The following is a 12,021-nucleotide window of genomic DNA, read 5'->3' on the forward strand; positions in this document are numbered from 1 at the left end:
TGAGCAAGGAGATCCCCCACGTGTCCGATCTGGTGCTCACGCCACCCGCGCCGGTCACGCCGGTACCGGTCGAGACCGCGGCCACCACGCTGCCGCTGTCCGGCGAACGCGCCGGCGAGCTGGCCGCCAAGGCCCAGGACTTCGCCGGCGAGCTGGACGGGCTCGACCCGCGCTCGCCGGAGTTCGCCCGCAAGGTGCACGACATCTCCTCGATGGGCGACACCGAGATCAGGTCCGCCTCGCAGGTGGCCAACCGCATGCTCAAGCGGCCGGTCGCGGCGCTGAGCGCGTCGCGGGGCGAGGGCGCCGACGCCCAGGCCAGAGTGGCCGACCGGCTCGTCGCGCTCCGCCGCACCATCGTGGATCTGGACCCCAAGCAGGCCGCGAGCGGGACGCGCAGGTTACTCGGGCTCATCCCGTTCGGTGACCGGCTGCGCGACTACTTCGCCAAGTACCACTCGGCGCAGCAGCACATCGACGACATCATCCGCGCGCTCAAGTCCGGCCAGGACGAGCTGCTGCGCGACAACGCCGCCATCGAGGGCGAGAAGGCGAACCTGTGGGAGGCGATGACCCGACTGCAGGAGTACGCGGTCATGGCCAAGGCGATCGACGCCGCCCTAGAGGAACGCATCGCGCTGGCCGACGAGCAGCGGGCCACGGCGCTGCGCTCCGACGCGCTGTTCGCCGTACGGCAGAAGCACCAGGACCTCCTCACCCAGCTGGCCGTCTCAGCGCAGGGTTACCTGGCACTCGACCTGGTCCGCAAGAACAACCTGGAGCTCAGCAAGGGCGTGGACCGGGCGACCACGACGACGGTCGCCGCGCTGCGGACGGCGGTGACGGTGGCGCAGGCGCTGGCCAACCAAAAGCTGGTGCTCGACCAGATCACCGCGCTGAACGCGACCACGAGCGACCTGATCCTGGCCACCAGTGAGATGCTGCGCACCCAGGCCGGGGAGATCCAGAACCAGGCGGCCTCGACGACCGTCGACCTGGACACGCTGCGCAAGGCGTTCGACAACGTGTACGCGACCATGGACCTGATCGACACGTTCCGGGCCCAGGCCGTGGACAACATGGCGGCCACCGTCGACAGCCTGGGCGCCGAGCTGGCGCACGCCAGGACGTACCTGGAGCGGGCCCAGGAGTCCGCCCAATGAGAAGGACGCTCACGGCCGTCGTGCTGGCGGCGGCCCTGCTGGCCGCCGGCTGCTCGGCGGGAGACGACGACTCCGCCGACGGGCCCGACGTGCTGCGGGTGCTGGCGGGCAGCGAGATCAAGGACCTCGAACCGCTGCTCGGCCGGGCCGCCGACGAGATCGGGGTGCGGGTGCGGCTGACGTACACCGGCACGCTCGACGGCGCCGAGCAGGTCGCGAGCGGCCGCGCCGACAGCCGGTTCGACGCGATCTGGTTCTCCTCCAACCGCTACCTGTCGCTGATCGACGGCGCCCCGGCCAAGCTGTCCACCCAGACCAAGATCATGGCCTCTCCCGTCGTGCTGGGGCTCAAGCCGGCCAAGGCCAAGGAGCTGGGCTGGGATCGGGGGCCGGTCTCGTGGACGGACATCGCGGCGGCGGCCAAGGGCGGGCGGTTCAGCTTCGGCATGACGAACCCGGCCTCCTCCAACTCCGGATTCTCCGCGCTGGTGGGGGTGGCGGCCGCGCTGTCCGACGCGGACGGGGCGCTCAGCGCCGAGCAGGTCAGCACGGTGACGCCCAAACTGAAGGACTTCTTCTCGGCGCAGCGGCTGACGGCCGGCTCGTCGGGCTGGCTGGCCGACGCCTACGCCCGCGACCCCCGCGTCGACGGCATGGTGAACTACGAGTCGGTCCTGCTCGGCCTGCGCGACCCGCTCACCCTCGTCTATCCCGGTGACGGCGTGGTCAGCGCGGACTATCCGCTCACGCTGCTCGCCTCCACCCCCGAGGAGAAGAAGGAGCTGTACGGCAAGCTGGCCGCCTGGCTGCGTACGCCGGCCGTGCAGAAGGAGATCATGACGGGCACGCACCGGCGGCCGATCGTGCCCGGCGTCGCGCTGGATCCGCGGTTCGGCTCGGCGCAGCTCATCGAGCTGCCGTTCCCGAACCAGCGCCGCACCGCGGACGAGCTGATCGCCACCTATCTCGACCAGGTGCGCGTACCGGCGGAGGCGCTGTTCGTGCTGGACACCTCCGGCTCGATGGACGGCGACCGCATCCAGGCGCTGCGGCAGGCGCTGATCGCGCTGACCGGCGCGGACACCTCCGCCTCCGGAACGTTCTCCCGCTTCCGCAACCGGGAGACGGTGACGATGATCCCGTTCAACGGCCAGGCGGGCACGCCGGTGCCGTTCACCGTCCCCGAACGCGACCCGGCGCCGGTGCTGGCGCAGATCAAGCGGTTCGCCGAAGGGCTGGACGCGTCCGGCGGCACCGCGATCTACGACAGCCTCACGGCCGCCTACGACCGGCCCGCCCTGCCCGGCCACTACTCCTCGATCGTGCTGATGACCGACGGCGAGAACACCGACGGCTCCGGTTACGACGACTTCGCGACGCACTACCGGCTGCTGCCCGAGGCCCGGCGGCACACGCCGACGTTCGTGGTGCTGTTCGGGGAGAGCGACGTCGAGGAGATGCGCAAGATCGCGACGCTGACCGGCGGGGCCGTGTTCGACGCGCGGTCCAGCTCGCTGAGCAGCGCCTTCAAGGAGATCCGTGGGTATCAGTGACCGGGTGCTGCGGTACCTGGGCTCGACCAGGAACATCGTCGGCTCCGTGCTGGCGCTGCTCGGCCTCGCCGCGCACTTCCTGGGGCTGGCGGGGGCGTTCTGGCCGGTGGTCGTGGCGGCGTTGTACGGGGTGGGCGCCCTGCTCGCGCCGCCGGACCGGGTGCGGCTGACGATCTCGCACGCGGAGGTGGAGACGGCGGGGCTGCGGGCCGACCTCGACGCGCTGCTGGGCCGGATCGACCGCCGCTTCCCCGGCGACGTGCACGCGGCCGTGGCCGCGCTGGCCGAGGTCATCAGGGGTGTGCTGGGGCGGGCCGAGCAGCTGGCCTCCTCACCGGACCAGCTGCACGTCGTGTCGCAGACGATCCGCAGCTACCTGCCCGCCAGCCTGGAGGCGTACGCGAACCTGCCCCGGGGGTACGCGCTGACCAGGAGGGTGGACCGCGAGCGGAGCGCGCACGAGGAGCTGCTGGCCCAGCTCGCCCTCCTCGACGCGCAGCTACGCAAGGTCGCCGACGCCATTCACCGCGGGGACGAGCAGGCGCTGCGTGACCAGGGCCGCTTCCTACGGGACAGGTTCGGCGGCTCGGACCTGGACCTGGACTAGCGTCAGCCCGGACCAGCGTCAGGCGGTGTGGCGGTAGACGGCGGGCGCCGCCTGCGGGAAGAGCCCGTCGAACACCGCGGCCCGGTCGAAGGCCATCGCGCGGGCGCGGGCGCGGAGCTCCAGGTCCTGCCGCTCGGCGGCGGACATGTCCAGGACCACCCGGTCCACGGCCGCGGCCAGGCCGGTGATGTCCTCGGGCTCGACGATGACGGCGGTGTCGCCGACCGCCTCAAGGGTCCCGCCCGTGTCGGTGGTGATGATCGGTCCACCACCCGCCAGCATCTTCTCGGCCAGGGCGATGCCGAACGTCTCGACGAAGTCGGGCTCGGGCTTGGTGGGCAGGGCGTAGGCCGCGCAGCCGCGCATGAGCAGCGACTTCTCGTGGTCGTCGACATCGGTGAGGAAGACCACCCGGTCGTCCTCCTTGGCCATCGCCCGCACCTCCTCCAGCGCGGGCCCGGTGCCGGCGACGACCAGCTTCACCCGCGACCGGCAGCGCATCCGGTCGAAGGCCATCACCAGGTCGTGGATCCCCTTGGCCCGCGTCACCCGGGACAGGAACAGGATGTACCCGTCACGCTCCAGACCGCGCCGCGCGAGTGCGGCGTCCACACGCGCCGGATCCCGGTCGAGAAAGGCGGCGGAGTCGATCGGCGGGTAGCTGACGGTCACCCGGCGCCGGCACTCTTCGGCGAATTTGGTGCCGCAGTAGGCGTCCACCTGCTCGGCCGAGGCGACGATCTCCTCACGGGTGTACTCGGAGACCGCGACGACCTCGTCGTTGGCCAGGAACGTGGTGAACAGCACGGTCGCCGCGCCGAACCGGCCGTCCCGCAGGCACGACCGGATCACGTTGGTCACGTCGGAGCCGACCGCTTTCGCCACCGTGTGCACGTCGGGCGCGAATCCGGCCGCGCGCGCCGCCGCGACCGCGTCGATGACCACCGCGGTGTGCGGAACGAGGTACATGGACAGGCAGGTCGTGGGCACCGGCTCGGCGAGCAGCTCGACGAGGCGGCCGGTGAGTCCGGCCAGGTGACGCCCGTCCGGCACCCGGTAGTCCCCCACCGCCTCCGGCCGCTCCACGGTGATCCCGGCGCTGTACGGCAGCAGCCGGTCCAGCGGCTTGAGCGGCAGCCCGGCCGCCCGCAGTGCCGGAATGGGCCAGGTCAGCAGCCGTACCTCGTCGAACCCGCGGGTCAGCGCCACTTCGGCGAGGTTACGGGCCTCGCCGGAGTGACCACAGATGACCGGGTCGGCCCGGACCACGATGACGAGACGGCGACGGGGGTGGATCATCGTGCTTCCTATCTGACCGGATCTGACAGGGACGGCGGGCGGATCCCCCGCCCCCACGCCGACGGCTCCGGGCCCAGCCGCAGGTGCAGCAGGCCGCCGCGGTGCACGGTGGCGGCGCTCAGGTGCGTGGCGTGCAGGGGCTCGCCGTTGAGGGTCGCGGACTGGACGTACTGCGCCGGTGGGTCACGATCGATGCCGTCGACGCCGATCGGCGTCTCGCGGTGCCCACTGGTCTCGATGACGAACTCGTTGCCGCCGGCCCGGAGCACGGCCCGGGGGAAGGCGGGCGCGTTGACCAGGAACAGGTTCTGGCCGGCGATCGGGAACAGCCCCAGCGACGCCCAGACGTACCACGAGCTCAGTCCGCCGGAGTCGTCGTTACCCGGCAGCCCGCCGGGTCCGGTGCCGAACTGCCAGGTCAGCGCCGCGTGCACCACCTGGGCGGTGCGGTCGGGACGGCCCGCGTAGTGGTAGGCCCACGGCGTCTCCATGTCGGGCTCGTTGTTCAACCCCTCGAACCGGTTCAGGGCGTATCCGGCCCTGATCTCCGCCGCCCGCGGGCGCCGGCCGGGCTGCGTCACCGGTGCGGCCCCGAAACCGAAGAACCTGTCCAGCTTGTCGATGAAGGCCCCGTCGCCGCCGGCCAGGGCGATCCTCGCGGCCATGTCGTGCAGCAGCCGGAAGGAGTAATTCCACTTGCCGCCCTCGTAGAACTCCGAGTCGCGCAGCAGCCCCGTGCCCGGGTCGAAGGCGTTGGACCACTGGCGGCCGCGCTCCTCCAGATCGTCGGCCAGGCCCCGGTCGTTCAGCGCCCGGGCGACCTGGGCCGTGCAGTGGTGGGCGTAGGCGAGGTCGAGGGTGTGCGTGATCGGGTGCACCACTCCGTGCTCGAAGAAGTCCTCGCCGTACAGACGATGCAGGTCGCCGACCATGTGCACGAGCGCCCAGTTCCAGTCCAGGCCGGTCCGGCCGAGAGCGTGGGCGTCCGCCAGCGCGGTGTGGACGAGCGCGCTGGCCTGGCGGAAGAACCGGTCGGCGCCGCGAGCCATCCGGTAGCCGATGGGGAAATTGCCCTCTTCCTCGCAGACCCGGATCAGCGACTCCAGCAGGTCCGCGGCCCGGTCCGGGGCGATGGCCGCGAGCAGCGGCAGCTGTGTCTTGTAGATGTCCCACATGGTGCACACGTCGAACGCGAACGGTCCGGGGGTCGGCCAGAACGGGCTTTCGTCGTCGGCGAAGCAGGGCTTGATCAGCGCATGGTAGAGCGCCGTCGCAAGCACGGTGCGGCGGGCCGGCGTGCCACCCTCGACCTGGACGTGGTCAAGGTGCTCGCGCCAGCGGGCCCGGGTCCGGGAACGTACCGCGTCGAACGCCGGCTGGGCGTGCCCGCACTCGCGCTCCAGGTTCTGGCGCGCCTGGTCGCACCCGCGCAGCGAGAACCCGAGCCGCACCTCGATGGTCTGCCCCGATGCGGCCGGGCCCATGAAGAGCAGGCCGAAGGGCCGCAGCGTGGTGTGCCGGATGCTGTCGAAGTCCAGGCGGGTGCCGCCGTCGATGAGCCGCCGGTCGTACCAGAGCATCTGCCGCCAGCCCGGGCTGTCGACCTCCACGTACACCGACAGCGGGACGCCCTCCATCACCACCGTGCCCTGGGCCCGGCCGTGGCCCATGCTCTCCACCTGTGCCCGCAACGGCACGGTGCGGCCGAGCTCGATGGCCAGGCCCCCGCAGGACAGGTCGACCACCACACGGGCGCTGCTGTGCTGCGGGAACGTGTAGCGATGCACCGCGGCCTTGGGGCCCACGGTGAGCTCACAGCGGACCCCGGTGTCCAGGGTGGCCGCGTAGTAGCCCGCCTCCGCCACCTCGTCGTGCAGCGGCCACGCCTCCCCCAGCATGTCCAGCGGCTGCACCATCGGGGTGACGCGCACGTAGTTGTAGTACTTGCGGATCGCGCCCGTACCGGATTGCTGGAAATGGGTGAACCCGGACGCCTGCAGCCGCTCGAACATCTCCTCGGGCACGCCCTCGGTGTTCTTCGTGTAGCGCCCGTAGCCGGTGGGGTAGGCGCCGGAGTAGGCGCAGGCCGACACCATGCCCAGTGGTGACGTGGCACCCGGGTGGGTGTTGCCGACCTGCGGTTTCGGCCACCACCAAGTGGCGGCCAGACCGCGTGCCCTGGGCAGGTCGGTCGCCGCTGTGCCGATGAATGGGTCAACGTTGTCGAGGATGGCGGGACTCTACCCAGCACGCGCCCACCTTGGGTTTCGAGGAGGTGAACGGCTTGGTTCAACGGCATTAAGCCGCCGGGTATTGATCGTTTTCGCCTAGAGTGGGGCTCGTGTGGTACGCGCTCATCCTCGTGGCGGCACTCGTCGCCGTCCTGGCCGCGGCGGTCGTCGTCGCCCGGCGCCGGTTCGTCGTCGTCCAGGTGAGCGGTATGAGCATGTGGCCGACGTACCGTCCGGGTGATCGGGTGCTGGTCCGCCGCGCTGCCGCGCGCGAGGTGGGGCGCGGCGAAGTGGTGGTGTTCGAGCCGGCGGGACGCACCGGGTGGAGCACGGGTCCGCTGCCCGCTCCCCAGGCCGCGGCCTGGGTCATCAAGCGGGTGGCCGCGCTGGCGGGCGACCCGGTGCCGGCCGAGGTGGCGGCGGCCGCGCGGGCGGAGCCGGGTGCGGCCGTTCCCGAGGGCGCGCTCGTCGTCGTGGGAGACGGCACGTCGAGCGCCGATTCCCGGATGTGGGGCTACCTGCCGGCCGACCGGGTGCTGGGCGTGGCCGTGCGGAGGCTGTCCTCGGGCCCGTCGTCCCCAGACCCGTCGTCCTCGGACCCGTCATACCCAGGCCCGTCGTCCCCTGACGCGGAGCCGCGCTCGTAGCCGCTGGACTGCAGGGTGAACAGGCGGGCGTACTCGCCGCCCGCCGCCATGAGCTCGTCGTGCGTGCCGCGTTCGACGATCCGCCCGTCGCTGAGCACCACGATGAGATCGGCGTCCCGTACGGTGCCGAGCCGGTGCGAGATGAGCACGCTCGTCCGGTCGCCGCGGTAGCGCCGCAGGCTGCTGTGCACCTCGTGCTCCGCCTCGGCGTCCAGACCCGAGCTGGGCTCGTCCAGGATGAGCAGGTCCTGGCGCCACCGCATGAAGGCGCGGGCCAGGGCCAGGCGCTGCCACTGCCCGCCGGACAGGGCGACCCCGGCCTGGTCGTCGCGGTCGCCGAAGACGCGGCTGAGCATGGTGTCGTACCCGCGCGGCAGTGCGGTGATCGCCTCGTGGACGCCCGCCTGGCGGGCCGAGTCGTGGACGCGGTCATGGTCGTCGGCGGCGGTCAGGTCGCCCAGCTTGATGTTCTCGGCGGCGGTGAGGTCGTAGTCCATGTAGTCCTGGAACACCGCGCCGATCCGCCCGCGCAGCTCGTCCGGGCTCGCGTCGCGCAGGTCCACCCCGTCCCAGCTGATCTGCCCCCGGACCGGGTCGTACAGCCGGCACAGCAGTTTGACCAGCGTGCTCTTGCCCGCACCGTTCACCCCGACGAGGGCGACCGTATGCCCGGACGGGATGAACAGGTCCACCCCGCGCAGGATCCAGGGGTGCTCCTCGCTGTAGCGGAACCACACGTCGCGCAGTTCGATCCCGTCGCGCAACCCGGGCAGCGGGGTGGGTTCGGCCGGAACGGGCAGGTCGGGCTCGGCGTCGGTCACGGCCGTGTAGTGGCCGAACATCAGCAGGGCGTTGTGGGCGTCCGCCCACTGGCTGACGATCGCCGTCAGCGCCATCTGCACCCCGGCCACGGCCGCGACGAACACCGTCACGTCGCCCACCGTGATGCCTCCGGAGGCGGCGCTGAGGATGGCCCACAGCAGCCCTCCGGCCGCCACGACGCTGCCGAGCAGCGCCATCATGCCCTGGCTGCGCAGTGTGCGGCGATCGACGTCCCGTTCGGCGCGGTTGACGCCGCTCACCTCGTCGAGCATCCGCGTGCGCAGGTAGTCGCCCAGGCCGAACAGCCGCACCTCCTTGGCCGCCTCCGGCCTGGTGAGCAGGTCGCCGAAGAACACCTGGCGGCGCATGGCGGGGGTTATCTGCCACATCACCTCGGCCCGCTCCCGGCTGAGCATGAGCTGGACGCGTACCGAGGGCAGCGCGGCGACGACGATGACGGCCACCATGAGCGGGCTGACGGCGAACAGCGTGACGACAAACCCCGACAAGGTGATGAGTGCCTGGCCGATCGCCAGCGCGCCGACGACCAGCCGGTCCGGTGCGTTGTGGCTCGACTCGTACGCCAGCCGGAGGGTGTCGTGGAAGGCCGGGTTCTCGAAACGGCTGAGTCCCGGATGGCGGTTGACGGCCCGGAACAGCCGGTCGTAGATGAGCAGGCGCAGCGATCTACGCAGTAGCGCCTGTACGTACACCGACACGTGCGGCAGCACGATGACCGCCAGGCCCGCCAGGGCGAGGCCGCCGCCCAGCGGCACCAGGGCGGCGGCACCCTCGCCCCTGGCCAGCGCGTCGAGCACCAGCTTCGTCAGCCAGGCGGTCGCGACCGGCGCCGCGCCGGCGAAGACGCCCAGGACCGCCGCGGCGACGGTCGCCGCCGGATGGGCCGTCCAGGCGAGGGCCGCGGCGACCCGGACCCGCCTGAGCGTGGAGTCCGCCATGAGGTAGGACATCAGCGTCCTTTACGGTTCAGCGGAGCGCAGCTGCGATCCCACGGAGAAATGCCAGGAGCACGGCGCTAGCCAAGGACCCGTCCGGCCGGCGCCGTGCTCCCTCTGCCATCAGTGATGCTCAAACCTGGGCATCCACCGTCACAGGTGGCAGTACTTGGTACCGGAGTAGAGGCAGCACGTCATGCGGAGGATGGGGTCCCACCAGCAGGGTTCGGCTCGGGCGGTGGTGGAGGGCAGGAGCCGGTCGAGCAGACGGTCACTCATCCTGTTGAGAGCACGGAACATAGAGGTCCTCCTCTTCGGTGGGTTTTGCGTCGGCTCTGGCTCAGACGCCGCAGTACGTCTTGCCGGCGATGATGCAGCACCTGAAGCCGGAGGGGTGCCAGAAGCACACATCGGCCTCGGCGGTGGCGGAGGGCAGGAACCTGCCGAGCAGACGGTCACTCATCCTGTTGAGAGCGCGGAACATAGAGGTCCTCCTCTTGGTGCGGACCGGCTGGTGGGGTTGCCGGTGATAGCCGACATAGGCGATATGGGTGATCATCCCTGCCGACAGCAGGACAATAACGACTGACGATCAACGGGCGTAAGCATGCGGGACTGACAGCAAACTGCATGACTGTGCAGTTTGCTGCCAATCCGCAGGCATACCGCGTCGGCCCCTGTTGCACTATTCGGAGCCCACATGAGCCTCAGTAGTCTCGGATTGACCGCGCTCGACGAGACCGTGTACCGCGCCCTCTTATGCGGCGATGAGGCGAGCCCCGACCTGGTGGGCACAAGCGCGGCGCTGGAGCGGCTGGTGGCGCTGGAACTCGTACGGCTGGAGCCGGACGGCCGGCCCGTCGCCGTCGACCCGGAGATCGGGATCGACCGCCTGATCAGGCGACGCCTGCTGGAGACGAGCGCGGAGCAGCGCCGCATCGCGGACGCCTGGAAGGCGCTGCACCTGCTGAGCGCGCAACGCCACGGGCCCGACCGTACGGTCACGATCGAGCGGATCGACGGCATCGACCAGATCGACGAGCGGATCTGGTCCCTGGCGCTCGACGCGCGAGAGGTGCTGACCGTGCAGTCCGATCGGCGGCGTCCCCGCCCGGACATGCTGCCCGCCTACCTTCACCGGCTCGGCGAGGGCGTCCGGTGGCGCACCATCATCTCCCGGAAGAGCCTGGCCGACCCGGAGCTGATGGAGTACAGCCTCACGCTGCATCGGGCCGGCGACCACCATCGGCTCGTCGACGACGCCGGGCAGCAGATGGTGATCGTGGACCGTTCGGTGGCCTTCGTCCCCACCACGCCGGACGACTGCGCCCAGAGCGCCCTGATGATCTCCCAGGCGGGGGCCGTCGCGACGATGGTGGACCTGTTCGAGCGGGTGTGGACGCACGCGGTGGACCTCGAACCCCACCCCGCCTCCAGCCTCACCCCCAGAGAGCGGCAGGTGCTGCACCTGCTGTCCAGCGTCGACAAGGACGAGATCGCGGCCAGGGAGATGGGCGTGAGCCTGCGGACCTACCGGCGGCACGTGGCCGACCTGTTCGACCGGCTCGGCGCCGCGAACCGCTTCCAGGCCGCGCTGCTCGCCAAACAGCAGGGCTGGATCTGATAGACGGCTGCTGACTCGCCGGGCCTGGACCTCTCCGCGGTGGGTGCCGGCGCCCTTAGCATTTCGCACGTGACCACCTACGACGATACTGACGCGTTCGAGTACCTGGACTTCTCGGCCCTGCCGCCGCGCCAGCAGCGGATCCTGGCCACGATCCGAGACTGGGTGGTCAGGTACGGGTACCCACCGAGCACCCGCGAGATCGGCCGCGCGGTCGGGCTGCGGTCGTCCTCGTCGGTGTCGAAACACCTGAAGAGCCTGGAGGAGAAGGGATTCCTCCGCCGGAGCACGACGATGACCCGGCCGATCGACGTGCGGCTGTTCCTGCGGGCCTCGGCACCCGAACCGGCCGCTGACGTGGTGACCGTGCCCGTGGTCGGAGACATCGCCGCGGGCAGTCCCATCCCAGCCGACGAGCACCTGGGCGGCACGCTGACCCTGCCCCGCGAGCTCACCGGCCGCGGCAATCTGTTCGGCCTCCGCGTACGGGGCGACTCGATGATCGAGGCCGCGATCTGCGACGGCGACATCGTCGTGGTACGGCAGCAACCCGAGGCGCACTCAGGCCAGATCGTCGCCGCGATGATCGACGGTGAGGCCACCGTCAAGGTGTATCGCCGACGCGACGGACACGTCCATCTCGAACCGCGCAATCCCGCCTACGACATCATCGACGGCGACGACGCCGCGGTGCTGGGCATCGTCGTCTCGGTCCTGCGCAGCGTCTGAACACCGCGCCGCGCTGCCCCGGAAGCGAGATCAGCGCGGCGCGTTCTTACCTCACCCCAGCCGGCGCCCTACTTGGACACGTCCTCGCAGCGGACCGTGACCAGCGCGAAGAACACATGCGTTTTCGCGTTTTGGGAGACCACCGACTCGAACACCGAGCACTCCGTGAACCCATTGTTGAGCGCGTTCTGCCTGGCGGCGGCCTCGGCGTCGGCGAGCGCGATGTCCTCGTCGAGGTTCTTGGCGAATCCGTCGAACAGCGCGCCGATCTGGGCGTTGGCGAAGGCGGGCAGCGCGGTGACGGCGGCGCCGGCGACGACGCCGGAACCGGCCAGCGTCGCGGCAGCCAGCGCGACCAGCAGTTTCTTCGTCAGGTACGTCATGGGATCT

Annotated in this window: 11 protein-coding genes and 1 pseudogene; 6 read left to right on the plus strand and 6 right to left on the minus strand. The window is 70.8% G+C overall.

The window, feature by feature from the left end:
* The first annotated feature begins 20 nt into the window (after positions 1 to 20).
* Genes AB0B91_RS42295 through AB0B91_RS42305 form a run of 3 tightly spaced genes read left to right on the plus strand, consistent with a single transcriptional unit; the run spans position 21 to position 3,323 of the window.
* On the plus strand, positions 21 to 1,163 hold the full coding sequence (locus AB0B91_RS42295; protein WP_358332781.1) for a toxic anion resistance protein: 1,143 nt from the start codon (positions 21 to 23) through the stop codon (positions 1,161 to 1,163).
* Positions 1,160 to 2,716: a VWA domain-containing protein gene (locus AB0B91_RS42300; protein ID WP_358332784.1), complete on the plus strand. Its 1,557-nt coding sequence runs from the start codon at positions 1,160 to 1,162 to the stop codon at positions 2,714 to 2,716. Before AB0B91_RS42295 ends, AB0B91_RS42300 begins: the two co-directional genes overlap by 4 nt.
* Positions 2,703 to 3,323: a hypothetical protein gene (locus tag AB0B91_RS42305; RefSeq protein ID WP_358332786.1), complete on the plus strand. Its 621-nt coding sequence runs from the start codon at positions 2,703 to 2,705 to the stop codon at positions 3,321 to 3,323. Before AB0B91_RS42300 ends, AB0B91_RS42305 begins: the two co-directional genes overlap by 14 nt.
* 18 nt (positions 3,324 to 3,341) lie before the next feature.
* Here the strand turns inward: AB0B91_RS42305 and AB0B91_RS42310 are convergent, their stop codons facing one another.
* Both AB0B91_RS42310 and AB0B91_RS42315 read right to left on the minus strand, forming a co-directional pair.
* Entirely contained in the window at positions 3,342 to 4,622 is a 1,281-nt protein-coding gene (locus AB0B91_RS42310; RefSeq protein WP_358332789.1) for a glycosyltransferase, read from the minus strand.
* An 8-nt stretch (positions 4,623 to 4,630) separates the two neighbouring features.
* Positions 4,631 to 6,853 (minus strand): glycoside hydrolase domain-containing protein, encoded by a 2,223-nt coding sequence (locus tag AB0B91_RS42315; RefSeq protein ID WP_358332920.1) that lies wholly within the window; start codon positions 6,851 to 6,853, stop codon positions 4,631 to 4,633.
* 131 nt (positions 6,854 to 6,984) lie between these two features.
* Here AB0B91_RS42315 and AB0B91_RS42320 point away from each other — a divergent pair.
* A pseudogene (locus AB0B91_RS42320) lies at positions 6,985 to 7,347 on the plus strand (S24/S26 family peptidase); the annotation flags it as partial.
* Positions 7,348 to 7,367: 20 nt separating this feature from the next.
* On the opposite strand, the gene AB0B91_RS42325 reads toward AB0B91_RS42320, so the two are convergent.
* From AB0B91_RS42325 to AB0B91_RS42335, 3 genes are all read right to left on the minus strand, one after another.
* The gene (locus tag AB0B91_RS42325; RefSeq protein ID WP_358332792.1) at positions 7,368 to 9,293 is read right to left on the minus strand and encodes an ABC transporter ATP-binding protein; all 1,926 of its coding nucleotides are present in this window, start codon (positions 9,291 to 9,293) and stop codon (positions 7,368 to 7,370) included.
* A 138-nt stretch (positions 9,294 to 9,431) separates the two neighbouring features.
* Complete coding sequence (locus AB0B91_RS42330; protein ID WP_358332795.1) at positions 9,432 to 9,557, minus strand: hypothetical protein; 126 nt, start codon at positions 9,555 to 9,557, stop codon at positions 9,432 to 9,434.
* Positions 9,558 to 9,618: 61 nt separating this feature from the next.
* Positions 9,619 to 9,741: a hypothetical protein gene (locus tag AB0B91_RS42335; protein WP_358332798.1), complete on the minus strand. Its 123-nt coding sequence runs from the start codon at positions 9,739 to 9,741 to the stop codon at positions 9,619 to 9,621.
* Positions 9,742 to 9,978: 237 nt separating this feature from the next.
* Here AB0B91_RS42335 and AB0B91_RS42340 point away from each other — a divergent pair, with 237 nt between their 5' ends.
* On the plus strand, positions 9,979 to 10,902 hold the full coding sequence (locus tag AB0B91_RS42340; RefSeq protein ID WP_358332800.1) for a LuxR C-terminal-related transcriptional regulator: 924 nt from the start codon (positions 9,979 to 9,981) through the stop codon (positions 10,900 to 10,902).
* 69 nt (positions 10,903 to 10,971) lie between these two features.
* Positions 10,972 to 11,631 (plus strand): transcriptional repressor LexA, encoded by a 660-nt coding sequence (lexA, locus tag AB0B91_RS42345; protein WP_358332804.1) that lies wholly within the window; start codon positions 10,972 to 10,974, stop codon positions 11,629 to 11,631.
* A 68-nt stretch (positions 11,632 to 11,699) separates the two neighbouring features.
* Here lexA and AB0B91_RS42350 read toward each other — a convergent pair whose 3' ends face one another.
* Positions 11,700 to 12,014, minus strand: a complete 315-nt coding sequence (locus AB0B91_RS42350) for a hypothetical protein (RefSeq protein ID WP_358332807.1) — start codon at positions 12,012 to 12,014, stop codon at positions 11,700 to 11,702.
* Positions 12,015 to 12,021 lie beyond the last annotated feature (7 nt).

This window comes from Nonomuraea sp. NPDC049141 (assembly GCF_040648415.1).
Lineage (GTDB): Bacteria > Actinomycetota > Actinomycetes > Streptosporangiales > Streptosporangiaceae > Nonomuraea.